A 25,487-nucleotide genomic window follows, 5' to 3' on the forward strand; every position below is an offset into this window, starting at 1 on the left:
CCTCTCTATTACAGCCAAACTAGGCTTTGTTACGCATTAAAGGAACATTACCGCATGATAATGTCCCTTTATTATACCATATTATTTCTCTGTTTTCACAGCCGTTTTGTTAGCTTTTTGTGAATTTATATGAATGAGCTTGAACAGCTTATCAAGATTTTCCTTGTCAGTGGTCATGCTTCCGATATGTGTCATAGTCTCATTATACAGACCGTGGAAGTCAGAGCCACCAGTCACTATCAGGTCATGTTCCTTTGCGATATCCACAAGCTTCTGCTGTTGAGTTGGAGTAGCAGAGTAATGATAAGCTTCAATTCCGTCAAGCTTGCCTGCCTCGATAAGCTCAAGGAGCAGCTCGGTGTTGTTGAACATAACAGGGTGTGCCATTACTGCAATGCCCTTTGCGGAATGGATAAGATCAAGCACAAAGTTTACGTCAGGATATTCACGGGTCACAAGACATTCGCCGTTTGGATATGCAAAAAGCTTGTCGTTCACAGAGCCGTAAAGCTCAGTGGCATAGCCGTAATTTACCAATGCTCTCATGATATGCTGTTTAAAAATGCTCTTTGAGCTTTTTGTGTAGTGCAGTACAGCATCGGCAGGAATAGGATATCTTGCCATTACATTTTCTATCATTTCCTTTGCACAGTCTTTTCTTATCTGGCATGACTTCAGGCAAAGACCTTCCAGCCTGTCAGGTTTCTGCGGTGCATAGCAAAGAATGTGTACTTTTGAATTGCGCTTCTTGTCCCATGCGGAAAGCTCTACCGCAGGAATGACCTTGACCCCATAACGTTCGCCAAGTATTTGCGCTCTGTTTGATGATGAAAGAGTGTCATGGTCTGTTATCGCAAGAAAGTCAAGTCCCATTCTTTTTGCCTGAACAATGACCTCTTCTATACCAAGCGAGCCGTCAGACAGTGTTGTGTGACAATGCAGATCTCCTGTCATACCTTTGTTCCTCCAAATCTATAAAATATATCTGTCATTTTCTGTATATATAGTACAGCCGTTAAATTTGACTAAATAATTATAACATATTTTATATACATTTGCAAGCACTTTTGAACAATTTACACAAAATTTGCACGAAAATTATATTATTTTGTCGTATATGACAAATCCACAGTGTCGAAATAGTGCGATTTAACGAAATATCAGAGCTTATATCCGAAGAATTTTTCGCAAAACCATACGTCTTTAACCTGAAAGCTCTTGCCGTTTAGATATTCAAGTATGCCTGCGTCAGTGGTGAATTTAAATGTGAGCTTGTACGAATAAAGTGCCTGCGTTTTCACATTGTATGCACGGTTGACTTTATTTATTCCGTATTTGCCGTCACCGAGAAGTGGATAGCCAATGTGAGCAAGGTGCGCCCTTATCTGATGCGTCCTGCCTGTGATGAGGTCAACTTCAAGAAGTGCAAGGTCATCAGCCTTGTTTTCCGCAAGCACACGATACGATGTTATCATAGTGCGGCTGCCCTCAAATTTCTTGTCGGATACCCTGACAGTTTTTGTGGTTTCATCTTTCTGATGATAAGCCGTGAGCCGTGCAGACTTTTCTTTTGGTATGCCCACGGTCACGCAAAGATAAAGCTTTTCAAGTTCTCTGTCTTTGACTTTCTGATTAAGCACACGCAGGCTCTCAGCATTTTTTGCACATATTACAATGCCCCCGGTGTTGCGGTCGATTCTGTTGCAAAGGGCAGGAGCAAAAGACAGCTCCTCCTCAGGACGGTATTCACCCTTTTCATAAAGATAGTGCTGTATCCTGTTTATAAGTGTGTCTGTCGAGCCGCTTTCGTCCTCATGTACCACAAGTCCACACTTTTTGTCGCAGAGGATAATATTCTCGTCCTCGTAAATAATATTCAAAGACGTTGGCGCACTGAGAAAAGCAGGTCTGTCAGCAACTTCGCCCTCGAAAAATTCGTCATTGATGTAAAGCTGCATAACGTCACCGCAAGCAAGCCGTGTGGATATCTCACAGCGTTTGCCGTTGACCTTGATACGTTTTAGGCGCAGATATTTGTACAGCAGATTTTTAGGCAGCTTCGGCACAGCCTTTGTGAGAAACTTGTCAACACGCTGACCTGCGTCATTTTGATTTATTATAAATTCTCTCATGCTATACCTCAGAGCTTCACACGAGCGGAGAATCCTCCGTCAATAAGCTCGTCAAGACCGGTGCTGTCAGCACCGCTTTCACGGAGAAGCAGAAGAATTTCTGACATATCGCAGGCTTTGCCTTTACGGCGAGATATCTCCTCTTCACATTTGATAGCATATTGTAAAGGCTTTTTGTCAGCAGGGAAGTTCACATCTGAGCCTTGAGCGATGAGCCATTTGATGAAATCAACACTTCGTTTGTCGGGCTTGAGAACGCCGTCCTGCTCAACAAAGTCAGCACTTTCGATTGCAGTGAGCAGGAAAGTAAGCCCATTGCTGTCAGTGTCGTTGTAGTCCACATCATCAGAGATGAATAAGAATTTAAGCTCTTCCAGTTCACGCTTTGAGAGGGTGTAGTTGTATTCGTCATATGATCTATTCATGTTACGTCCTCCTGAAATTATTACTATAGTGATATTATAACCTAAAGTGTGGGAGAATGCAAGAGGGGAGCGGTATTAAGTGAGGAATGAGGAATGAGGAGTGAGAAATGAGGAATGAGGAATGGGCAAAGCTGAACAGAGATGTGGACAAGCACCGAGCGTAGCGAGCACTTAAACGCAGGCTCAAGCCCGGCGTTAGAGGGCTTGTGGGTTCTTAGGGCAAAGCCCTGAGCGGAGTTTGAGGCAGAGCCTCAATAGGCGTAAGCCTACTAGGTGCAGATTGAATTATAAAAAGCAGAAGAAGGTTGTGCTCTATTATAAAGTAATATCGGAGCAAAAATCTGCACCGCTTACCCTTTCCCTAATCAAATGTAACCCCGCAAAGAGCGTAGCGATTTTGCGGCAGAAGAACCTCTCCAGAACAATCTGTAGGGGCGAACAGCCCGTGCTCAGGATTTGCTGTAAATTCAGAATTGTCGGGGAGAATTTTTTTTGCTGCCGAACCTTATTGTTGCCGTGGGCTTATTACTTCGACGAGCGAACACCGTTCGCCCGTGCTCAGGATTTGCTGTAAATTCAGAATTGTCGGGGAGAATTTTTTGCTGCCGAACCTTGTTGTTACCGTGGGTTTGTTTCTTCGACGGGCGAACGGTGTTCGCCCCTACACATACATCGAGCTGATACCGCAGGTTGAGTAACAATACCAGTCCGAAAAATCGTACATATACGCAAATTCAAAAAATATTGATAAAAAAGCCTTTACAATTAAAAATAAATGTAATATAATAAGTAAAACAACTGTTCGATTGAGGAGGCATTTATGGATAAGTTTCAGCTTGTTTCAGATTATAAGCTTTCAGGTGATCAGCCCGAAGCAGTGGACGCTTTAGTAAAGGGTATCGAAAGCGGCATGAGAGAACAAACGCTTATGGGCGTTACAGGTTCCGGCAAGACCTTTACTATGGCAAACGTTATTGCTAGGATAAACCGTCCAACGCTCGTGCTTGCCCATAATAAGATACTTGCCGCTCAGCTTTGCTCTGAGTTCAAGGAGTTTTTTCCGAACAATGCCGTGGAATATTTCGTGTCCTACTATGACTATTATCAGCCTGAAGCCTATGTGCCTAGCAAGGACGTTTATATCGAAAAGGACAGCTCCGTTAATGACGAGATAGATAAGCTCCGCCATTCCGCTACTTCCGCTATCGCTGAACGCCGCGACGTTATTATCGTTGCCAGCGTTTCTTGTATCTACTCCCTTGGTGACCCTGAGGAGTATAAGTCCATGGTGGTGTCTATACGTCGTGGTATGGAGAAATCCCGTGACAGACTTATCGCTGACCTTGTGGGTATCCAGTATGAGCGTAACGATATAAATTTCGTGAGAAACAAGTTTCGTGTCAGGGGAGATGTGGTGGAGATATTTCCTGCAAATTCTACAGACACTGCTATCAGAGTGGAGTTCTTCGGCGATGAGATAGACCGTATCACTGAAATAAATGTGGTGACCGGCGAGGTGCTTTGCTCACTTGCTCACGCCGCAATTTTCCCTGCGTCGCATTATATCGTCAGCCGTGATAAAATGCATGACGCTATCGAGGAGATAAAGCAGGAGCTTGACGAGCGTATCAAGTATTTCAAAGACAACGATATGCTTATCGAAGCTCAGCGTATCGCACAGCGCACCAACTATGATATTGAAATGTTGGAGGAGATAGGCTTTTGCAGCGGTATCGAGAACTATTCCCGTGTGCTTGCAAGACGTCCCGCAGGCTCTACGCCATTCACTTTGCTTGACTTTCTGCCTGAGGATTTTGTGCTTTTCGTGGACGAGTCACACGTTTCTCTGCCGCAGGTAAGAGGTATGTATGCAGGCGACAGGGCAAGAAAGCAGACCCTAGTTGACTATGGCTTCCGCCTACCGTCAGCAATGGATAACAGACCGCTGACCTTTGATGAGTTTTATTCTCATATCAATCAGGCGGTTTTCGTGTCCGCTACCCCAGGACCTATCGAGCAGGAAAAGTCACAGCAGATAGTTGAGCAGGTCATAAGACCGACAGGTCTGCTTGACCCTGAGGTAATCGTAAAGCCGACTGAGGGTCAGATAGAGGACTTGCTCAGCGAGATAAATATGCGCACAGCTAAAAATCAGCGTGTGCTTGTTACTACTCTTACAAAGAAAATGGCTGAGGATCTAACAAACTATCTCAAGAGCTTTGACGTAAAGGTGAGATATATGCACCACGATATCGACACTATTGAGCGTATGGAAATAATCCGTGACCTGCGTCTGGGCGAGTTCGATGTGCTTGTTGGTATCAACCTTTTGCGTGAGGGTCTTGACCTGCCTGAGGTAACTCTTGTGGCTATACTTGATGCCGATAAAGAGGGCTTCCTGCGTTCTGAAAGCGCGCTTATACAGACCATAGGCAGAGCCGCTCGAAACGCCGAGGGTAAGGTAATAATGTATGCCGACACCGTGACACGTTCAATGGAAAAGGCTATCACCGAAACGGAGCGCCGTCGTGCAATACAGATGAAGTTCAACGAAGAACACGGCATAGTTCCGAAAACTATAGTCAAGGATATAAGAGATGTAATAGAAATATCCACTAAGGAAGAGGTGGAATACGAGGCAAGGCAGAAAACAAAGCTTTCAAAGCAGGAAACTGCAAAGCTTATAGAAAAGCTCACCAAGGAAATGAAAGAGGCGGCAAAGCTGCTTGAATTTGAGCACGCCGCATTCTTGCGTGATAAAATTGCGGAGTTAAAGGGTGAGAAGAAGTAAAAGCCTTGTGAAACATAAAACGGATATACACCCACAAAACGTGTGTAGGGGCGAACACCGTTCGCCCGCCTGCATATCAATATGTGATTTTTCAATACCAAAAGGAGAGTAAAGAATACCAATGCCAATTAACGAGATAGTTATAAAAGGTGCAAGAGAGCATAATCTCAAAAATGTTGATGTTACCATACCGAGAGATAAGCTTGTTGTTATGACAGGTCTTTCGGGTTCGGGTAAATCTTCTCTTGCATTCGATACCATATATGCCGACGGACAAAGACGTTATGTTGAGTCGCTGTCATCTTATGCGAGAATGTTTTTGGGTCAAATGGACAAGCCTGATGTTGACAGCATAGAGGGACTTTCCCCTGCTATATCCATAGACCAGAAAACTACTTCCAAAAACCCACGTTCAACTGTTGGAACAGTCACCGAGATATACGATTATCTCAGACTTCTGTACGCCCGTATAGGCGTGCCACACTGTCCTGTCTGCGGAAGAGAGATACGTCAGCAGACTGTTGACCAGATAGTGGATAAGATAATGGAGCTTGAAGAGGGTACAAAGATTCAGCTTTTAGCTCCTATCATCAGAGGACGCAAGGGCGAGCATACAAAAGAGCTTGACCGTGCAAGAAAGTCGGGCTATGTGAGAGTGCGTATAGACGGCATAACCTATGACCTTTCGGAAGAGATAAAGATAGAAAAAAATAAAAAGCACACTATCGAGATAGTCGTTGACCGACTTGTTATCAAGGAGGGCATAAAGTCCCGACTGACTGACAGTATCGAAACTGTTTCTTCGCTTACAGGCGGACTTGTGGGAGTTGACGTTATCGGCGGAGAGGAAATGCTTTTCTCACAGAATTACGCCTGCCCTGAGCATGGCGTATCCATTGACGAGCTGACACCGAGAATGTTCTCGTTCAACAATCCTTTCGGTGCTTGCGAAAAGTGTACAGGTCTTGGCGTGTTCAAGAAGATAGACCCTGAGCTTATTATCCCTAATAAAGACCTTTCTATAAGACAAGGCGCAATCAAAGCCAGTGGCTGGAACAGCCTTGAAGAAGGCTCTATCGCCATGATGTATTTCAACGCAATTTCTGAGACCTACGGCATATCCCTTGACGAGCCTGTGAAAAATCTCGACAAGGACGCTATAGACATTTTCCTTTACGGCACGCAGGGTCAGAAACTTCACCTAAAGCGTGGCAATAAGTTCTATAAGGCTGACTATCAGGCTGAATTTGAGGGCGTTATACCAAACCTTGAAAGACGTTACAAGGAATCCAACAGCGATTGGGCAAAGGCTGATATAGAAGCTTATATGAGCGATGAAAAGTGTCCTGCCTGCCATGGTGAAAGGCTTAAAAAAGAAAGCCTGAGCGTTACAGTTGGCGGAATAAATATCGCAGAGCTTTGTCACAAGTCCGTTGCAAAAGCCCTTGAATTTTTTGAAAACCTAGAGATAAGCGACCGTGACAAGCTTATCGGCGAGCAGATAATAAAAGAGATAAAGTCACGCCTTGGCTTTCTCAAAAGCGTGGGACTTGAATATCTTACCCTGTCACGTTCTGCAGGTACTCTCTCAGGCGGTGAGAGCCAGCGTATAAGGCTTGCAACGCAGATAGGCTCATCACTTGTGGGCGTGCTGTATATCCTTGACGAGCCGTCTATCGGTCTGCACCAGCGTGACAATGACAAGCTTATCGCAACGCTGAAAAGACTTCGTGACCTTGGCAATACCCTCATAGTGGTCGAGCATGACGATGACACAATGCGTGCGGCAGATTTCGTGGTTGACGTTGGACCGGGAGCAGGCATTCACGGCGGCGAGATAGTCTGCGCAGGAACTGTTGATGATATAATGAAGTGCAAGCGTTCTATCACAGGACAGTATCTCAGCGGTGCAAAGAAAATACCTGTCCCTGAAAAACGCAGACAGGGCAACGGCAAGTATCTGAAAGTCATCGGTGCGACACAGAACAATCTGAAAAACATAGATGTTGAGATACCTCTCGGCACTTTCACCTGCGTAACAGGTGTGTCAGGTTCAGGCAAATCATCACTTGTGAACGAGATAATCTATAAGGAGCTTGCAGGCAGATTAAACCGTGCGAAAATACGCTCTGGAGCATTCAAGGAAATGCAGGGGATAGAGCATCTTGATAAGGTAATAGATATCGACCAGTCGCCAATAGGCAGAACGCCAAGGTCTAACCCTGCCACCTATACAGGGGTTTTCACCGATATCAGAGAACTTTTCGCTCAGACCGCTGATGCAAAGATGAAAGGCTACGGTGCAGGACGTTTCTCATTCAATGTCAAAGGCGGAAGATGTGAAGCCTGCGAGGGCGACGGTATAATCAAGATAGAAATGCACTTTTTGCCTGACGTGTATGTGCCATGCGAAGTCTGCGGTGGTATGAGATATAACCGTGAAACGCTGGAGGTAAGATACAAGGGAAAGAACATCTATGACGTGCTTGAAATGACAGTGGAAGAGGGCGTTGAGTTTTTCAGTGCTATCCCTAAAATAAGCCGTAAGCTTGAAACACTGTATGAAGTTGGTCTTGGCTATGTGAAGATAGGGCAGGCGGCTACAACGCTTTCAGGCGGTGAAGCGCAGAGAGTCAAGCTTGCAACAGAGCTTTCAAAGAGAGCCACAGGCAGAACTATATATATCCTAGACGAGCCGACTACAGGACTTCACACTGCGGATGTGCATAAGCTTATCGAGGTATTGCAGAAGCTTGCAGACGGGGGAAATACAGTGCTTGTTATCGAGCATAATCTTGACGTCATAAAGACCGCAGATCATATCATAGATTTAGGACCTGAGGGCGGCGACGGCGGCGGAACTATCGTTTGCACAGGCACGCCTGAGGAAATTGCGGCTTGCGACAGGTCTTATACGGGACAGTATTTGAGGAAGATGCTGTAGCTGTAACAAATGAGGAGTGAGGAATGAGGAATTGGCATAGCTGACCAAAGTTGTGCACAAGCACCGAGCGTAGCGATTTTGCGGCAGTAGAACCTCTTCCGAATAAAATGTAGGGGACGACGCCCTCGGCGTCCCGCTATCCCTCGCCTGCGGAATTATTGGCAAACGTCACAATAATGTATCCCGAATAATTCGGCATCAGGGGTGTGATAATCACAGCGTTGCCCCTCCATTTAGCAACCAAAAAATCCCAATATCGAAGATATAACAGTTATGGTGTTATCTCTCCGAGCGGGACGTCGAGGGTGCCGTCCCCTACACATTATTTTAGCAAATACCGAATATACATATCTCGGTGATGAACTTGTTTAAGCTAAAAATCAAAAATACGACTTATGGAATTTCATTCAGCTTTTTCTTTGTTATAGCCCTCGTGACGATATGCTCTGCGACCCAAACGGAAAAATTGCTCATGACCCTTGTGAGCTGCGCACTCCACGAACTGGGTCACCTCGTACTCATGACCGCTTTCGGAAGCTCACCGCAAGAAATTGTTGTCTATGGAGGCGGTATCCGCATTACTCCTGATAATAAACAGCTTTCTAAAAATCACGATCTTGTTGTGCTTTTCGCAGGGCCTGCCGTGAACTTTATGCTCTGCCTGCTGTCATATATGGCAAATGGTGGTGGCTTTTTCTGTCAGGTGAATTTTCTGCTTGGTGTGCTAAACCTACTGCCATTTCGCTATTTTGACGGTGGCAGGATACTCGCCTTGCTTGCCAATGGCAAGGTCTGCGAGTTTTTCAGAGCGGTGTTTATACTACTCTCAGCGGTGGCTATGATATATATGATACTCCACGGCACTGTGAGCGTTTCTTTTGCCGCAACTTTTTGTTTTATCGTCCTCTCTGAAGTCATATATTAACACTTTACTTATTGCTTTTGTAATAAATTTTTGGTATAATGATATGAAATGCTTATGTATCTGTAGGGGCGAACAGTTCGCCCGTTTCACCTCACTTTGTGTATTGCTTTCGCTTTGCTGGGTGCGGTGAGATAGTACAGACATTCAATATCGGAGGATAAAACTTTGGAAGAACTGAAAAAGAAAATAGAAAAGCTGCTGCTTAAAGTGCAGCGTCCGTCAAGGTATATAGGCGGCGAGGTGGGCAGCGTTGTAAAGGATAAGGATAAGGTGGACGTGCGCTTTGCCTTCTGCTTTCCTGATACCTACGAGGTGGGTATGTCACACCTGGGCATGAAGATACTTTATGGTCTGAAAAATGCCCGTGAAAATTGGTGGTGCGAGCGTGTTTTCATGCCTGAAGAGGACTACAACAAGCTTATGCGTGAGAACGATATCCCACTTTACGCACTGGAGAGCCTTGACCCTATAAAGGATTTCGACTTCATCGGCTTTACGCTCATGTATGAGCTTTCTTATAATAATGTGCTTGAAATGCTCGACCTTGCAGGCGTGCCGGTGCTTGCAAAGGACAGAACTGAGCTTACACCACTTGTTATCGCAGGCGGTCCGTGTGCCTGCAACCCTGAGCCTATGGCTGACTTTTTCGACCTGTTCATTCTTGGCGAGGGTGAGGAAGTCAACGTGGAACTTCTTGAACTTTACGAGAGAATGAAGCCTTTGAAGCCTACTAAGCAAGAGTTTCTAAGAGAAGCCGCAAAGCTGGAGGGTGTTTATGTTCCGTCTTTCTATGACGTTGATTACAATGAGGACGGTACTGTGAAGTCTATCACGCCAAACGTCCCTGAGGCACCTGCTAGGGTCAAAAAGCGTGTTATAAAGGATTTTGATAAGGTATATTACCCTGAGGGCTTTGTTGTGCCGTTTACTCAGATAGTCCATGACAGAGCGGTGGTTGAGGTACTGAGAGGGTGCATAAGAGGCTGTCGATTCTGTCAGGCAGGCTTTATCTACCGCCCGTTCAGAGAGAAAAGCATCGACACCATAAAGAACGAAACTAAGTCCCTTTGCGAGCAGACGGGCTATGAGGAAGTGTCTTTGTCGTCTTTGTCTACGAGCGATTACACAGAGATAAACAAGCTTTTGGAAAATCTTGTGGAATACACCGACGGTGAGCAGATAAACCTTTCACTGCCGTCGTTGAGAATAGACAATTTCAGCGAAGAGCTTTTGGAAAAAATAAAGTCCGTAAGAAAAAGCGGTCTGACCTTTGCACCAGAAGCAGGCACACAACGACTTCGTGACGTAATAAACAAGAACATCACCGAGGACGAGATAATGCGTACCTGTCGCACTGCCTTTGAGGGCGGATACAGCACTGTAAAGCTTTATTTCATGCTTGGTCTGCCAGAGGAAACGCTGGAGGATGTTGAGGGTATCGCAAAGCTTGCGCAGAAAGTCCTTGACCTTTATTACGAAACACCAAAAGAAAAGCGTGGCAAGAGCGTGCAGATATCAGTTTCTACTGCAACATTCGTACCAAAGCCTTTCACACCTTTCGAGTTCGAGCCACAGGCAACTCCCGAGGAGATAAAAGAGAAACAGGAACACCTTTTCAAAAGTCTTACAAGCCGCAAGATACGCCTTAGCACTCACCAATCCTATACATCTATATTGGAAGCAGTTCTTGCAAGGGGTGACAGGCGTCTTGGTAAGGCGATATATACCGCATGGAAAAAGGGTTGCTATCTTGACGGCTGGGACGAGCATTTCAAGGCTGACAAGTGGCAGGAAGCATTTGAGGAGTGCGGGCTTGATACAAGCTTCTATGCTCACCGCAGACGTTCTTATGACGAGATAGCACCGTGGTCGCACCTTGATTATCTTGTGAGCCACGAGTTTTTCGTTCGTGAGAACAAGAAAGCACATCAGGCGGTGACTACACGAAACTGCAAAGAGGGCTGTTCAGGCTGTGGCATAAAATGCGAATACGGAGGTGTTTACTGTGGCAAACGCTGAGCCGAAGAATGTAAATCTCCGTTTGGAGAGATTTGAATACAGAGCGGTATTTTCAAAAACAGGCAGGGCGAAATACATTTCTCATCTTGACCTTATGAGAGCCTTTCAGCGAGTGTTCAAAAGGGCGCACCTGCCAATATGGCACACTCAGGGTTTCAATCCTCATGTGTATATAATGTTCCCACTGGCGTTGCCTTTGGGCACTGACAGCAGGGTAGAGATAATGGACTTTGCTCTCACTGAGGATATCCCATACAACGAGGTTTTGGAGCGAATGAACGCACAAACGCCTGTTGGTCTGGAGATAGTGAGCGTTTCAAAGCCTAAGCATAAGCATACCGACATTACAGCGGCGGAGTATGTGGCAAGGCTGAAAACAGATAAGAGCGTACATGAAGTGGCGGAGCTTTTCGGCAAGTTCATAGCACTTGACAAGATAGAGATAGAAAAGCGAACCAAGAAAAAGACTATCAATCTTGTGGATATAAAGCCACATATCACAGTGCTTGACAGCAAAGAGCTAGAGGACAGCTTTGAGGTGACATTAAAGCTGCCGTGCGGAAGCTCCTTCAATCTTAATGTGAACGTAGTCATAGACACGTTCTGTGAGCGTTATGGTATAGAAATATCGGAAATTTATACAGAACGTACAAAAATACTCATGGCAAATGGCGAAAATTTTATATAAATATCCTTGCAAAAGGTTTTGAGATGTGGTATAATATTAAAGCATTTGAATTACCGTCGGTTCTTCCGACGAGAGTTAATGCCACGCCTTTGAACGAAAGGCACGACATTAAAGCGGGCAGTCCTCTGGCTTTGCAGCGATAGCTGCCATAAAGCGAATGAATGTCTGAAAATATTAAGGAGGAATTTAAAGTGGACGCTTTAAAGCAGATTTCTAATTCAAGCCTTAAATCCGAGGCACCTGTTATCAATGTTGGTGATACAGTAAAGGTACACGTAAGAATTACAGAGGGTGACAAGTCCAGAATCCAGGTATTCGAGGGCACAGTTATCGCTAAGAAGCACGGTGGAATCCACGAGACATTCACAGTTCGTAGAGTAGCTCACGGCTGTGGAATCGAGAGAGTTTTCCCTGTTCATTCACCTGTAGTTGAAAAGGTAGAGGTTGTACGCAGCGGTAAGGTTCGCCGTGCTAAGCTCTATTATCTCCGTGACAGAGTTGGTAAGGCAGCTAAGGTCAAGGAAGCTATCAGATAATTCTTTCTATAAAAACGAGTCGGCTTTGGTCGGCTCTTTTTTTATCCCTTGCCACTTTGGCTATGGAGAATTCTTATTGTCAAATTGTACAAAATATCAGCATTTGATTTGTGCAAACAAATGATTTATATTTTAATTTGGCAACATTTCTGCAATTGTTGCATTTTTTATGCAACAAAACGCCCTTTTTTCTGGATAAGTAGAGGGGGATAATTTCCTCTGCTTCACAGAGAAAGGACGATAAAAAATGGCAAAGAATTTTCACACAGACAACAAAGCGTTCATGCTTTACAAAGACTGGGAGGACATTTTTCAGGCGCTTGACAGCAGCGAAGAGATAGGCGAGCTTGTCATGGCGCTGTTTGCTTATGCAAAGAGGGGAGAAACACCAAAGCTGTCAGGCGGAGCAAAGATAGCGTTTCTTATGATGAGGGCCGCTATCGAGCGTGACGGCATTGCATGGGAAGAGATGTGTGCCCAAAGGAGCGAGTGCGGTAAAAAGGGCGGCAGACCTAAAAAGTCTGATGAGTCAGGGAATACTGATGAAAAAGCTGAGCAGACAGCTGCATCAGCAGATAATGCAGAAGAAAAACCTCAGGGTATAAATGATACCGCAGAAAAACCAAAAGCTTTTTCACAAACCAAAAGGTTTTCAGAAAAAGCAAAAAAAGCTGATAAAGATATAGATATAGATAAAGACAAAGATACAGATATAGATATAGACAAAGATACAGATAAAGACAAAGATAAAGATAAAGCTATAGATAAAGAGAAAAAGAAAGACGCAGGGACAGCAAAGTCTGACGTCAGGTCTTTCGGCACACACAAAAATATAATGCTCACATCAGAGCAGTATAACGAGCTTGAAAGCAGGTGTCGGTCTGTCGGTCTGTCTTTAGAGAGCTATATATCTAAATTATCTCAATGGCTGTTTACCAAGGGCAGGCACTGCACAAACCCATACCGCATAATCTCAGGCTGGCTTGACAATGATTCAAAGAGAAAGACTGCGGCAAAGCCCAAAGAAAAACAAGGCTGCGATCTGTCGTGGTATGATGACTTTGCCATGAATTTTGATCTGTCAAAGTTTTTTTAGGCAATATCAAAAAGAAATTTATCTCACCCCCTTGTAATTTGTTTTGAAATTTGATATAATAAATCTATATGAGTATTTGACGGCTTTTGCCGCCTTTGGATAAAGGATCGAGGCTTTTATGGACGATAATAAAAAATTCGGCGACGTTTCTCAGGAGGATATTGACAAGGCTAAAAAAGCCGCCCCTGACGACCTAAAGGAAAAACAGCCCGTGAATGTTATGGACGAGGTCTTTGAATGGGCTGAATCTTTCGTGTTCGCTATGTTTGTGGTGATCCTGATATTTACTTTTTTCTTCAGGATAGTTCTTGTTCAGGGTCCTTCTATGCGTGAGACCTTGCAGGATCAGGACAGACTTATAATCACTCACATAAATTATACACCGCAAAAGGGCGATATCGTTGTTATCAACAGCGAAAAGCTTGGCAAAACTATCATCAAGCGTGTTATCGGCACCGGTGGGGATAAGGTTGTCGTTGATTATAATAACAACACCGTTACAGTAAACGGTAAGGTCATTTCAAATGACAATATCAGGGAAGCTATGTATAACACTAATCTCTTCGATGAGAAATATGAAGTGGAAGAAAATGTTTTTGAGTATGACGTGCCTGAGGGCAAGCTGTTTGTCATGGGCGATAACAGAAATAATTCCACAGACAGCAGAAGGATAGGCTTTATCGACCCATCTGACGTGCTTGGTAAGGCAGTTTTAAGGCTTTATCCATTTGACAGCTTTGGTAAGGTAAGTTGAAAAAGCATGGTAAAAGAGCTGTTGATAATCTGTTCGACTTTCTTGAGATCATAGTCATGGCAATGTTCGTGGTCGTGCTTGTTTTTACTTTTGTGTTTAGAACAGTGAATGTACAAGGACAGTCAATGCAGGACACTCTTTTTGAAAATGATTCTCTTGTTATATCAAAACTGCTTTATACGCCAAAGCAGGGGGATATAGTTGTGGTCAACTCGTCTGTTCTTGACAATAGGATAATCAAACGTATCATTGCCGTAGAAGGGCAAAAGGTCGAGATAGACAACAAGTCGGCTATAGTCAAGGTCAACGGAGCAGTGCTTGATGAGAGCTATATTAAGTGCGACGGCAGCTTTGATGACGAGTATTTTGATGAAAGATACTATAATAAAGAAAGTGAAGTTTATGAATATGAAGTGCCTGCGGGATGTTGCTTTGTAATGGGCGATAACCGAAATCATTCCACAGACAGCCGTGTAATAGGATATGTGCCTTATGACGAGATAATCGGCAGAGTGCTGTTTCGATTTGCGGCAGGCAATGATGAGGGCGTTGGTAAGGTAGATTGAGTTAGAGTAAGGAGGAAGATATGAGCGAAGTATCTCACGTTCAGTGGTTTCCTGGACATATGGCAAAAACGCGCCGCATAATGGCGTCAAACCTAAAGCTTGTGGACGCAGTGGTGGAAATAACTGACGCTCGTATCCCGTTTTCAAGCAGAAACCCTGAAATGAAGCGTATCGTAGGCTCAAAGCCAAGGCTTGTGCTTCTCAACAAGGCTGATTCAGCCGATCCGGAAGTAACGGCAATGTGGCTCGACTATTATGCAAAACAGGGAATCACAGCACTTGCTACAGATTGTAGGAGTGGCAAAAACGTAAGTAAGTTTTATGGAAAGCTCAAAGAGCTTTTAAAGGACGATATTGAGAAGTGGAATGCCAAGGGTATGTCTGGCAGACCTATAAGAATAATGATAGTGGGTATACCAAACGTTGGCAAGTCGTCATTTATAAACAGACTTGCAGGGTCAAGGCTTGCAAAAGTTGAGGACAGACCCGGTGTTACAAGAGGTAAACAGTGGGTGAAGCTTGACGAGGGCTTTGAACTTTTGGATATGCCGGGTGTGCTGTGGCCTAAGTTTGAGGATAAGCTTGTTGGCGAAAGGCTCGCTTTCACAGGTGCAGTCAAGGACGATATAATGGACATGGAATATCTCGCCTGCCGTCTGCTTGAGTTTTTGAAAGAGAACTATCCTGAGCTTATCGAGAAACGTTATGGCATCAGAACAGATGATATAGAGCCTGCTGACGAGGAAACTATCGGCTGTGTGGTAGGCTTTGAGCTTCTTGAAAGAATAGGCAGAAAGCGTGGCTTTTTAGTTTCTGGCGGAGAGATAAATACCGAAAGGGCAGCCATTACAGTTATGGACGAGTTCAGAAACGGTACTCTCGGCAGACTTACTCTTGAAAAGCCAAAGGGGTATTGATATGACGCTCAGCGAGTTTGACAACGAGATAAGAAAAGATTATAACGTGGTGTGCGGCTGCGATGAAGCTGGCAGAGGTCCTCTTGCAGGAGATGTGTTTGCAGCGGCTGTGATATTTGATAAGGACACAGTTATAGAGGGGATAAACGACAGCAAAAAGCTTACAGCGAAAAAGCGTGAGGAGCTTTTTGATGAGATAATGGAAAAAGCAGTTGACTTTTCTATACAGACCGCAACCGTGGAAGAGATAGAGGATATAAATATACTTAACGCCGCAATGCTTGCAATGAAAAGAGCGGTGGAGGATATGGACACAAAGCCTGATGTCTGCCTTATCGACGGGAACAAGACCCCTGAGGGGCTTGAGTGTCCTGCCATAGCGGTGGTAAAGGGAGATGCCAAAAGTCAGGCAGTGGCGGCGGCTTCAATTCTTGCAAAGGTCGCAAGGGACAGGTATATGGAGCAAATGGCTGAACAATATCCTGAGTATCGGTTTGAGAAGCATAAGGGCTATGGCACAAAGCTCCACTATCAGATGATAGACCAGTATGGACCATGCGGGATACATAGAATGAGTTTTCTCAAAAAGTATTATGCAAAGAAAAATGGGCATTGACCATACCCAGCGCCGAAAGACGGGCAATATCGGGGAGGACGCAGTTTGCGGCTTTCTTGTAAGACACGGGTATGAGATAATAAAGAGGAATTTTACCGTCAGAGGCGGTGAAATAGATATAATCGCAGAGAAAGCGGATATCATAGCCTTCGTGGAGGTCAAAACTAGGGAGCATGGCTCTCTTACCTCCGCTGAAGAAGCTGTTGATCCGGTCAAGCAGCGGCATATCGTTCAGACAGCACAGGCTTTTTGTAAGGGGATTTTAGAGCCTGTGTGCTGTCGGTTCGATGTTGCGGCGGTGGAGTTGGAGAACGGCAGAGTCAAAAAGCTGAGATATTATGTGAACGCTTTTGATGCAAGTATGAAATAAAGACCATGGGTCGGATATGCCAAACGAACTGTGTCTGTAGGGGCGAACACTGTTCGCCCGTGACGTGGAATGTTAGACGTTATCTGAACAAATGGTCTGTAAATAGCCGACACCTGTCGGACATCTAAAACAAGAAGGGTTGTTGTTTATGTTTTACAAAAGTACAAGAAACAGCGAAGTAAAGGTTTCGTCTGCACAGGCGATAGCACAGGGCATTTCTGAGGACGGCGGTCTTTTCGTTCCGTCTGAGATACCTGCCATAACACTTGATGATATCAAGGCTCTTGGCGAAAAAAGCTACGCTGAGAGAGCATTTTTCGTTTTCTCAAAGTACCTCACAGATTTCACAGAGGCTGAGATACGCTACTGTGTAGAGGGTGCTTACAACACAAAGAATTTCGACACTGACAATATTGCAGAGCTTGCTCACCTTTTTGACGGCACTTATATGCTCGAACTGTGGCATGGTCCAACTTGTGCATTTAAGGATATGGCTCTCCAGATACTTCCATATCTGCTCACAACTTCTATCAAGAAGCTTGGCGTTGACAAGAAGGTAGTTATCCTCGTTGCTACATCAGGCGACACTGGCAAGGCTGCTCTCGAGGGCTTCAAGGACGTTGAGGGTACAGAGATACTCGTGTTCTATCCAGAGGACGGCGTTTCAGCTATGCAGAAAAAGCAGATGACAACTCAGGAGGGCGGCAACGTCGGCGTTTGCGCTATCAAGGGTAACTTTGACGACGCTCAGACAGGTGTTAAGACTATCTTCACAAGCAAGGAAACTGCCGACAAGCTTGCTGAGAACGGCATGATGTTCTCCTCTGCAAACTCTATCAACTGGGGCAGACTTGCACCACAGATAATCTACTATGTATCTACATACGCTCAGCTTGTTGCTGACGGCGAGATCGAGCTTGGCGACAAGATAAATATAGTTGTTCCAACAGGCAACTTCGGTAATATCCTCGCAGGCTACTATGCAAAGCATATGGGCGTTCCTGTTAATAAGCTTATCTGCGCTTCAAACGCAAATAACGTCCTCACAGACTTTATAAAGACAGGTATTTATGACAGAAATCGTCCGTTCCATACAACTATCTCTCCTTCTATGGATATCCTTATTTCCTCTAACCTTGAAAGACTTCTCTATCACCTTAGTGGCTCTGATGACGCTCAGATAAGAGAGTGGTTCGGCAGCCTTTCTAAGACTGGCAGATATGAGGTAACAGACGAAGTGAAGAAGGCTATCGCTGACGAGTTCTATGCAGGCTGCTGCGACGATGAGCAGACAAAGGCTTGCATCAAGGAGATCTATGACGAGTATTCTTACACTTGCGACACTCACACAGCCGTTGCAGTGAAGGTATACAAGGACTATGCGGCTGCTACAGGCGACAAGACAAAGACTGTTATCGCTTCAACAGCAAGCCCATATAAGTTCTCAGGCTCAGTTCTTGCAGCTATCGGTAAGGATACAAACGCTGACGAGTTCGGTCTTGTTGACGAGCTTGCCGAGGTTTCAAAGATACCTGTTCCTGCTTCACTTGCTGCACTTAAGGATAAGGAAGTAAGATTCACAAAGGTAATCGACAAGGCTGATATGAAGGACTACATCTACTCAGCTCTGGGTATTTGATATGTACCCGTCCGACTATTGTCGGGCGGAGGTCAGCGCACAGCGTATGTCCACTGACCATGGCAAGGGGAATTAGCCTCTTGCCTTGAATGTCTTGCACTCTGTTTCGTCACAGCAGTTAGGGTCAGTGCAGGTACAGCCTACATTGATCTTGCCTGCGGTACATTCGCAGTTGTTGCTGTTGTAAACGCAGTTGTCTACGTTGCAGTGGATACCGTAAATTCTATCCTTCTCCATTTGTACATCGCTCCTTCTGCAGCTTTTTGCTGCAAAAGTAGTATGTGCATGAGTGGTCGGGATAATACATGAAGTTTCTGGAATGGAGGAAAAACCGTGAGCCTATTTGCCATTGCCGACTTGCATTTGTCGCTGGGTACAGATAAACCAATGGATATATTCGGTGGCTGGTCTGATTATGTGACAAAGCTTGAAACAAACTGGCAGAACAAAGTTCGTCCTGAGGACACTGTGGTGATACCGGGTGATATCTCGTGGGGAATGAATTTTGAGCAGTCGAAAAAAGACTTCGAGTTCATAAATAAGCTAAACGGCAGAAAAATAATATCCAAGGGCAATCACGATTATTGGTGGAACACCAAGAACAAAATGGATAAATTTTTCGCAGAAAACGGTTTTGATACCATAAATATCCTGCATAATAATCATTACAGCTATGATGGCTACGGCATATGCGGAACGAGAGGCTGGATAAGCGATAATGGTGAACCTGCAGATCAGAAGGTTCTGGCAAGGGAAGCAGGCAGACTTGCACTCTCTATCGAGTCTGCGCAAAAGGCAGGATTAGAGCCTGTGGTGTTTTTGCATTATCCGCCGCTTTTCGGCAATAGCTGCAATTATGATATGCTTGAAGTGCTTCATAAATACGGCATAAAAAAGTGTTTTTACGGACACCTTCACGGAAGAGCCCACGCTTATGCAATAAACGGCACTCGTGACGGAGTGGAATATCGGCTTATAGCTAGTGATTTCTTGCATTTTGACCCATTGGACATAACGAAAATTGTGCAAAGTGACAATTTATAAAAAAATGCTGGAAATGACAATATATTTGTGCTATAATGTATAAGATACATTTATATAATGGAGGAATAATAAATGAGTTTAAAAGCTACAAACAATGTTGAAACCAATAAGTACGAGCTTGAGATCGAGATCTCTGCTGAGGATTTTGAGGCTGCAATAGAGAAAGCTTATCTTAAAGCAAGAAAGAATATCGCTATGCCTGGCTTCCGTAAGGGTAAGGCTCCTAGAAAGCTTATCGAAAAGGAATACGGCGAGCAGGTATTTTTTGAGGACGCTGTAAATCTTCTGTACGCTCCTGTTGTAAACGGCGCAGTTGAAGAGTCCGGTCTGGAACTTGTTACTCGCCCAGAGGTAGAGGTAACTGAGATCAGCAAGGAAAACGGTGTAAAGCTCAAGGCAACTTGCATCACAAAGCCTGAGGTTGAAGTTAAGGACTATAAGGGTATAGAAGTTGAAAAAGTTGTCAATCCTGTAACTGATGAGGATATCAACAAGCAGCTTGACGCTCTCAGAGAGAAGAATGTAACTGTTGAGACAGTTGACGACAGAGCTGCTGAGAACGGTGACGACGTTGTTATCGACTTCGAGGGCTTCAAGGACGATGTTGCTTTCGAGGGCGGTAAGGCAGAAGACTTCACACTGTCACTTGGAAGCGGTCAGTTCATTCCTGGCTTTGAGGATCAGATCGTTGGTCACAATGCCGGTGAGGATTTCGACATCAACGTAACATTCCCTGATGAGTATCAGGTAAAGGAACTTGCAGGCGCACCTGCTGTATTCAAGATCAAGCTCAAGAGCATATCAAAGATGGTTATGCCTGAGTTGGACGATGATATGGTAAAGGATTCAACAGAGTTCGATACAGTTGACGAATACAAGGCTGACGTTAAGAAGAAGCTTGAGGAAGCTAACGAGAAGCACGCTGATTCTGAGGTAGAGGCTAAGATATTCGATAAGGTCATCGAGAACATGACAGCTGAGATCCCACAGGTTATGTTTGACAACAGAGTAAACGAGATGATCGGCGAGCTGGAGCAGAGACTTGCACCACAGGGCATCTCACTTGATCTCTATATGCAGTATACAGGTCAGACTATCGACACTGTAAAGAAGGCATATGCTGAGCAGGCTGAGAAGCAGGTCAAGCTCAGACTTGCACTTGAAAAGATCGCAAAGCTTGAAAATATCGAGGTAACTGAGGACGAGCTTAAGGCTGAGTTTGATAAGCTTGCTGAGGCTTACAAGCTTGACGTTGACCAGATCAAGCAGTTTATCCATGACGACGACCTTAAGAAGGATATTGCAGTTGGCAAGGCTGTTGACCTTATCAAGGACGCAGCAGTTATAAAGTAAGATAATTTATGCTTTCGCCCGCATGACCTTATGCGGGCGAAAATAGATTAAGGAGGCAATTTTATGGCATTGGTACCTTATGTAGTTGAACAGACAAGCAGAGGCGAGAGAAGCTATGACATTTATTCCCGCCTGCTCAATGACAGAATAATCATGCTCTGCGATCAGATAGATGACGCAGTGGCAAGCGTAGTAGTGGCACAGTTGCTTTATCTTGAGGGACAGGATCCTGAAAAGGATATCGACCTTTATATAAACAGCCCTGGAGGAGTTATCACTGCCGGCATGGCTATCTATGATACTATCCAGTATATCAAGTGCGACGTGTCAACTATATGCATGGGTATGGCTGCTTCAATGGGTTCATTCCTGCTTTCAAGCGGCACAAAGGGTAAGAGATTTGCTCTGCCAAACAGTGAGATACTCATTCATCAGCCTCTTATCGCAGGCGGCGGAATTTCTGGTCAGTGTACAGATATCAAGATACATTCTGACCACATGGTAAAGACCAGAGAGAAGCTCAACAGGATACTTGCCCAGAACACAGGCAAGCCTATCGAGCAGATCAACATCGACACTGAGCGTGACAATTATATGACAGCTCAGGAGGCTCTTGAATACGGTCTTATCGACAAGGTAATAACTAACAGATAGGTTCGGTGAAATAAATGGCTAATGATACAATAAGAAAATGCTCGTTCTGCGGCAAGCCTGAGGACAAGGTTAGAACACTTTTTTCAGCAGGCACGAGCCACATTTGTGACGAGTGTGTACTTTATTGCTATAATGTTCTGGCTGAGCAGGAGGGACTTCCTACAACGAAGCAGCGTGGCAAGGGTAAAAATGCAGCTGACAGCGGCATAACCCTTAAGAAGCCTGCGGAGATAAAGGCAGTTCTTGATGAGTATGTTATCGGGCAGGAGGAAGCAAAGATAGCGCTTTCTGTTGCGGTATACAATCATTACAAGAGAATTTTGTCACTTAATGACGATGATGACGTAGAGATACAGAAAAGTAACGTTTTGCTTCTTGGACCAACAGGAACAGGAAAGACTTTGCTTGCACAGACTTTGGCAAGGCTTCTGAACGTGCCTTTTGCTATTGCTGACGCTACTACGCTCACAGAGGCAGGCTATGTAGGCGACGATGTTGAAAACGTGCTTACAAGGCTTATTCAGGCGGCAGATTATAATGTTGAAGCGGCTCAGAACGGTATTATTTATATCGACGAGATAGATAAGATATCAAGAAAGTCGGAGAACGTTTCTATCACAAGAGACGTAAGCGGTGAGGGCGTACAGCAGGCGCTTCTTAAGATAGTAGAGGGCTGTGTGTCCAATGTGCCTCCACAGGGTGGCAGAAAGCACCCACATCAGGAGTTCATCCAGATAGACACCAAAAACATTCTGTTTATCTGTGGCGGAGCTTTTGAGGGACTTGACAGTGTTATCAAGAAGCGTACAGAGTCATCATCACTTGGTTTTGGCGGAAAGGTCAAGAGCAAGGAGGACGATAACAATGTGATGAAGAGGGTAGTGCCACACGATCTTGTTAAGTTCGGTATCGTACCGGAGCTTGTGGGCAGACTTCCTGTTATCACGGTTCTTGACGAGCTTGACGAGGACGCACTTTGCAGGATCTTGACAGAGCCAAAGAACTCGCTTATCAAGCAATACACGAAGCTTTTCAAGCTTGACAACATCGATTTTGAGATCACAGAGGACGCAAAGCGAGAGATAGCCAAGAGAACTATTGAAGAAAAGACAGGAGCAAGAGGACTTAGGGCGATAGTTGAGAAGATACTCACAAAGCTCATGTTTGAAGCACCATCTGATGATGAGATAGTTGGCATAAAGATAACGGCTGAATGTGTTCGTGGCGAAGCAGAGCCTGAGATAACTCGTGCGGTAAGTTCGGCCAGAAAGAAATAATAGTACAAATCTTTGTACAGATAAATGAGAGGCGGAGTATTCTGCCTCTTTTTTTGTTGCATTTCTGCGTTATCCGCACATTATTTATTTGTTTAACAAACCATGTAGGGGCTGGCGCCCTCGACAGACCGCTTTTTGGACGTTACATCTTGTGATTTATTACACAAACTTTGAGAAAACACACAAATTGTGGTAAGGACGAGCATTGTTCGCCCGTTTCGGTCGCTTGCATAAATTTGTCACAATCAAAAACATTCGACACTTCGATATCGGGACGTCGGGGGCGCCGTCCCCTACATTTTGTTGTTTACGATACGAGGTCATGAAGCTAACGGGCGACACTCCCAACTTTGACCGCTTTTTCCCTTGAATTATGCGGAAATATGTGCTATACTAAAGAAAATACACTATAGGGGGTATCCATATGAATGAACTTATCCAACAGTTTATTACTGATGAAGTCACTGCTCTCACTTACTCCGACCTTTGGAACTTCGTCAACTCCAACTCCATTTGCCGTGGTACTTTCGAGGGCAATAATCACATTATCATGAAAATCTCCTCTAATCAATTTATTATTTATCGCATTTGCCTTGGTATGGAAAACACCAAATATCAGGAAGCTGTTCTTGTTGCAAAAACCTACCTGCTTAAAAAGATAAATAGCATGGCTTATCAGCTTCATTTAGAGGATATTCAGAACATTTTAGACTAATTGCTTTTTAAGGAGATCATAAAATGAGTGTGCCTTTGGCTGAACGAATTAGACCCAAAACCCTTGATGATATTGTGGGACAGACCCACCTGTTAGGCGAAAATAAACCTCTCAGACGCATTATCGAAAGCGGTAAAATACCGAATATGATTTTTTATGGTCCGTCAGGTGTTGGCAAAACCACGGTCGCAAGAATGATAGCAAATAATGCTAATATGACTATGCATAAGCTTAACGGCACAAGTGCTTCTATTGCGGATATCAAGCAGATAGTTGCTGAAACTGAGACGCTCAGCGGCATTAATGGTATCTTGCTTTATCTTGATGAGATACAGTATCTTAACAAAAAACAGCAGCAATCGCTTCTTGAATACATTGAAAACGGCAAGATAACTCTTATCGCTTCTACCACTGAAAATCCGTATTTTTATGTGTACAATGCCATAATCAGCCGTTCAACTGTGTTTGAGTTCAAACCGCTGACTTCGGAGGAGATCTTGCCTGCAATAAAGCGTGCTTTTCAGCTTATGGCTGATGAGCTGGGGCTGAAACTGCGTCTTGAGAATGGCGTGCTGGAGCATATCGCAAGGGGATGCGGCGGTGATGTGAGAAAGTCAATAAATACAGTTGAGCTTTGCATACTTTCGGCAGATAATGACGGTGAAAAGCTCACCGTGAACCTTGATAATGTGAAGCTTCTTACTCAGCGCAGCAATATGCGCTATGACCGTGCAGGAGATGAGCATTATGATATTCTATCGGCTTTGCAGAAGTCCATAAGAGGTTCTGACGAGAACGCCGCACTTCATTATGCCGCACGGCTTATGGAAGCTGGGGACATCATTTCTCTGTGCAGACGGCTGCTTGTTATCGCAAGCGAGGATATAGGACTTGCGTATCCTATGGCGGCGGTAGTGACGAAATCCTGCGTTGATTCGGCATTGCAGTTGGGACTGCCTGAAGCAAGGATACCATTGGCGGAAGCTGTGGTTCTTCTTGCCACTGCTCCAAAATCAAATTCCGCTGAATCAGCAATAGACGCAGCTTTAGCAGATGTTAGAAATGGTGATTTCGGAGATTATCCACGGCATTTGCAGAATAAGCATTTTGACGGCGAGGGTGCTGTTATCAAAGGACAGCACTATCTTTATCCTCACGATTATCCAAATCATTGGGTAAAACAGCAGTATCTGCCTGATAAGCTTGTGGGGAGGACTTATTATCAGTATGGTGAGAATAAGACGGAGCAAATGGCGAAAGCGTATTGGGAGAAGATAAAGAAGTGAGAAATGAAAAAAACGAAAAGAGCGAAGCAATTTTGCGGCAGTAAAACCTATTCTCCACAAAAATTAATCGCCGCAGGCGATACCTTAATTCCTCACTCCTCATTCCTCATTCCTCACTACAAAAAAATTTTCGTTGACATCAAAAGAAAAATACGTTATAATAAAAGAGAACGGAATGTCCGTAAAATTTTATGATGGGAGTAATTTCGATGAAAATAATGGATACTATCGGCTTTGTTGAAAATGTCGATAAAGAAGTCGGCGAAGCAATGGAAGCCGAGCTGGCAAGACAGAGAAGAAATCTTGAGCTTATCGCAAGCGAAAATATCGTTTCACCTGCCGTTATGGCTGCAATGGGTTCTGTGCTTACTAATAAGTATGCCGAGGGATATTCTGGCAAGAGATATTATGGCGGCTGTCAGTGCGTTGACGTTGTGGAGGATATAGCTGTTGAAAGAGCCTGCAAGCTTTTCGGTGCTAAGTATGCTAACGTTCAGCCACATTCCGGCGCTCAGGCTAACACTGCTGTTTATTTTGCTCTTCTTAAGCCGGGCGACACTGTTATGGGTATGAGCCTTGACGCTGGCGGACACCTTACACACGGCTCACCTGTAAACCTTTCAGGTAAGTATTTTAATTTTGTTCCTTACGGCGTAAATGACGAGGGATATATTGACTATGAGGCTCTTTACAAGCAGGCTAACAAGTGCAGACCAAGACTTATTGTTGCAGGTGCAAGC

General features: G+C 44.5%; 23 protein-coding genes and 1 pseudogene. 20 read left to right on the top strand and 4 right to left on the bottom strand.

Annotation, left to right across the window (positions count from 1 at the left end; all coding sequences use genetic code 11):
• Positions 1 to 81: 81 nt before the first annotated feature.
• The 3 genes from AB5Z01_RS05955 to AB5Z01_RS05965 form a co-directional block, all read right to left on the bottom strand.
• Positions 82 to 954, bottom strand: coding sequence for a PHP domain-containing protein (locus tag AB5Z01_RS05955; protein ID WP_287214493.1), 873 nt, complete (start codon positions 952 to 954; stop codon positions 82 to 84).
• Positions 955 to 1,160: 206 nt separating this feature from the next.
• Positions 1,161 to 2,132, bottom strand: coding sequence for an RluA family pseudouridine synthase (locus tag AB5Z01_RS05960; RefSeq protein ID WP_117863743.1), 972 nt, complete (start codon positions 2,130 to 2,132; stop codon positions 1,161 to 1,163).
• Positions 2,133 to 2,140: 8 nt separating this feature from the next.
• The gene (locus AB5Z01_RS05965; protein WP_022286686.1) at positions 2,141 to 2,557 is read right to left on the bottom strand and encodes a hypothetical protein; all 417 of its coding nucleotides are present in this window, start codon (positions 2,555 to 2,557) and stop codon (positions 2,141 to 2,143) included.
• Positions 2,558 to 3,377: 820 nt separating this feature from the next.
• Here AB5Z01_RS05965 and uvrB point away from each other — a divergent pair.
• The 13 genes from uvrB to thrC all read left to right on the top strand — a co-directional run bounded on the left by uvrB (position 3,378) and on the right by thrC (position 18,418).
• Positions 3,378 to 5,348 (top strand): excinuclease ABC subunit UvrB, encoded by a 1,971-nt coding sequence (gene uvrB / locus AB5Z01_RS05970; protein WP_287214498.1) that lies wholly within the window; start codon positions 3,378 to 3,380, stop codon positions 5,346 to 5,348.
• Positions 5,349 to 5,469: 121 nt separating this feature from the next.
• The gene (gene uvrA, locus AB5Z01_RS05975; RefSeq protein ID WP_287214501.1) at positions 5,470 to 8,292 is read left to right on the top strand and encodes an excinuclease ABC subunit UvrA; all 2,823 of its coding nucleotides are present in this window, start codon (positions 5,470 to 5,472) and stop codon (positions 8,290 to 8,292) included.
• A 364-nt stretch (positions 8,293 to 8,656) separates the two neighbouring features.
• Positions 8,657 to 9,217 (top strand): site-2 protease family protein, encoded by a 561-nt coding sequence (locus AB5Z01_RS05980; protein WP_287214503.1) that lies wholly within the window; start codon positions 8,657 to 8,659, stop codon positions 9,215 to 9,217.
• Between the two features lie 165 nt (positions 9,218 to 9,382).
• Positions 9,383 to 11,236 carry a TIGR03960 family B12-binding radical SAM protein gene (locus tag AB5Z01_RS05985; RefSeq protein WP_117905167.1) on the top strand — a complete coding sequence of 618 codons (1,854 nt, stop codon included), beginning with the start codon at positions 9,383 to 9,385 and terminating at the stop codon, positions 11,234 to 11,236.
• Positions 11,223 to 11,924 carry a TIGR03936 family radical SAM-associated protein gene (locus AB5Z01_RS05990; RefSeq protein WP_368365382.1) on the top strand — a complete coding sequence of 234 codons (702 nt, stop codon included), beginning with the start codon at positions 11,223 to 11,225 and terminating at the stop codon, positions 11,922 to 11,924. The genes AB5Z01_RS05985 and AB5Z01_RS05990 overlap by 14 nt, the downstream gene beginning before the upstream one ends.
• 191 nt (positions 11,925 to 12,115) lie before the next feature.
• Positions 12,116 to 12,460 (top strand): 50S ribosomal protein L19, encoded by a 345-nt coding sequence (rplS, locus tag AB5Z01_RS05995; protein ID WP_022286692.1) that lies wholly within the window; start codon positions 12,116 to 12,118, stop codon positions 12,458 to 12,460.
• A gap of 247 nt (positions 12,461 to 12,707) precedes the next feature.
• Positions 12,708 to 13,556: a DUF6291 domain-containing protein gene (locus tag AB5Z01_RS06000; protein WP_368365383.1), complete on the top strand. Its 849-nt coding sequence runs from the start codon at positions 12,708 to 12,710 to the stop codon at positions 13,554 to 13,556.
• A 118-nt stretch (positions 13,557 to 13,674) separates the two neighbouring features.
• A complete protein-coding gene (lepB, locus tag AB5Z01_RS06005; RefSeq protein WP_117856351.1) occupies positions 13,675 to 14,310 on the top strand; it encodes a signal peptidase I in 636 nt (211 codons plus the stop codon).
• On the top strand, positions 14,307 to 14,876 hold the full coding sequence (lepB, locus tag AB5Z01_RS06010; protein ID WP_368365384.1) for a signal peptidase I: 570 nt from the start codon (positions 14,307 to 14,309) through the stop codon (positions 14,874 to 14,876). The genes lepB (AB5Z01_RS06005) and lepB (AB5Z01_RS06010) overlap by 4 nt, the downstream gene beginning before the upstream one ends.
• A 20-nt stretch (positions 14,877 to 14,896) precedes the next feature.
• Positions 14,897 to 15,793: a ribosome biogenesis GTPase YlqF gene (gene ylqF, locus AB5Z01_RS06015; protein ID WP_022286696.1), complete on the top strand. Its 897-nt coding sequence runs from the start codon at positions 14,897 to 14,899 to the stop codon at positions 15,791 to 15,793.
• Between the two features lies 1 nt (position 15,794).
• Complete coding sequence (locus AB5Z01_RS06020) at positions 15,795 to 16,409, top strand: ribonuclease HII (protein WP_038671652.1); 615 nt, start codon at positions 15,795 to 15,797, stop codon at positions 16,407 to 16,409.
• On the top strand, positions 16,387 to 16,779 hold the full coding sequence (locus AB5Z01_RS06025) for a YraN family protein (protein WP_243238816.1): 393 nt from the start codon (positions 16,387 to 16,389) through the stop codon (positions 16,777 to 16,779). Before AB5Z01_RS06020 ends, AB5Z01_RS06025 begins: the two co-directional genes overlap by 23 nt.
• A gap of 148 nt (positions 16,780 to 16,927) precedes the next feature.
• Complete coding sequence (gene thrC, locus AB5Z01_RS06030) at positions 16,928 to 18,418, top strand: threonine synthase (protein WP_022286699.1); 1,491 nt, start codon at positions 16,928 to 16,930, stop codon at positions 18,416 to 18,418.
• 72 nt (positions 18,419 to 18,490) lie between these two features.
• Here thrC and AB5Z01_RS06035 read toward each other — a convergent pair whose 3' ends face one another.
• Complete coding sequence (locus AB5Z01_RS06035; protein WP_022286700.1) at positions 18,491 to 18,655, bottom strand: DUF1540 domain-containing protein; 165 nt, start codon at positions 18,653 to 18,655, stop codon at positions 18,491 to 18,493.
• A 96-nt stretch (positions 18,656 to 18,751) separates the two neighbouring features.
• On the opposite strand from AB5Z01_RS06035, the gene AB5Z01_RS06040 reads away from it, so the two are divergent.
• The 7 genes and pseudogenes from AB5Z01_RS06040 to glyA form a co-directional block, all read left to right on the top strand.
• Positions 18,752 to 19,462: a metallophosphoesterase gene (locus tag AB5Z01_RS06040; RefSeq protein ID WP_022286701.1), complete on the top strand. Its 711-nt coding sequence runs from the start codon at positions 18,752 to 18,754 to the stop codon at positions 19,460 to 19,462.
• 72 nt (positions 19,463 to 19,534) lie between these two features.
• Entirely contained in the window at positions 19,535 to 20,815 is a 1,281-nt protein-coding gene (gene tig / locus AB5Z01_RS06045) for a trigger factor (protein ID WP_368365385.1), read from the top strand.
• A 63-nt stretch (positions 20,816 to 20,878) separates the two neighbouring features.
• The gene (gene clpP, locus AB5Z01_RS06050) at positions 20,879 to 21,469 is read left to right on the top strand and encodes an ATP-dependent Clp endopeptidase proteolytic subunit ClpP (RefSeq protein ID WP_022286703.1); all 591 of its coding nucleotides are present in this window, start codon (positions 20,879 to 20,881) and stop codon (positions 21,467 to 21,469) included.
• Between the two features lie 14 nt (positions 21,470 to 21,483).
• Positions 21,484 to 22,746, top strand: coding sequence for an ATP-dependent Clp protease ATP-binding subunit ClpX (gene clpX, locus AB5Z01_RS06055; RefSeq protein ID WP_022286704.1), 1,263 nt, complete (start codon positions 21,484 to 21,486; stop codon positions 22,744 to 22,746).
• A gap of 424 nt (positions 22,747 to 23,170) precedes the next feature.
• Positions 23,171 to 23,461, top strand: coding sequence for a hypothetical protein (locus AB5Z01_RS06060; protein WP_022286705.1), 291 nt, complete (start codon positions 23,171 to 23,173; stop codon positions 23,459 to 23,461).
• A 23-nt stretch (positions 23,462 to 23,484) separates the two neighbouring features.
• Complete coding sequence (locus tag AB5Z01_RS06065; protein ID WP_181982707.1) at positions 23,485 to 24,747, top strand: replication-associated recombination protein A; 1,263 nt, start codon at positions 23,485 to 23,487, stop codon at positions 24,745 to 24,747.
• Positions 24,748 to 24,956: 209 nt separating this feature from the next.
• A pseudogene (gene glyA / locus AB5Z01_RS06070) lies at positions 24,957 to 25,487 on the top strand (serine hydroxymethyltransferase); the annotation flags it as partial.

The sequence above is a fragment of the Ruminococcus sp. RTP21359st1_H3_RTP21359_211015 genome, assembly GCF_040909065.1.
Taxonomy (GTDB): domain Bacteria; phylum Bacillota; class Clostridia; order Oscillospirales; family Ruminococcaceae; genus Hominimerdicola; species Hominimerdicola aceti.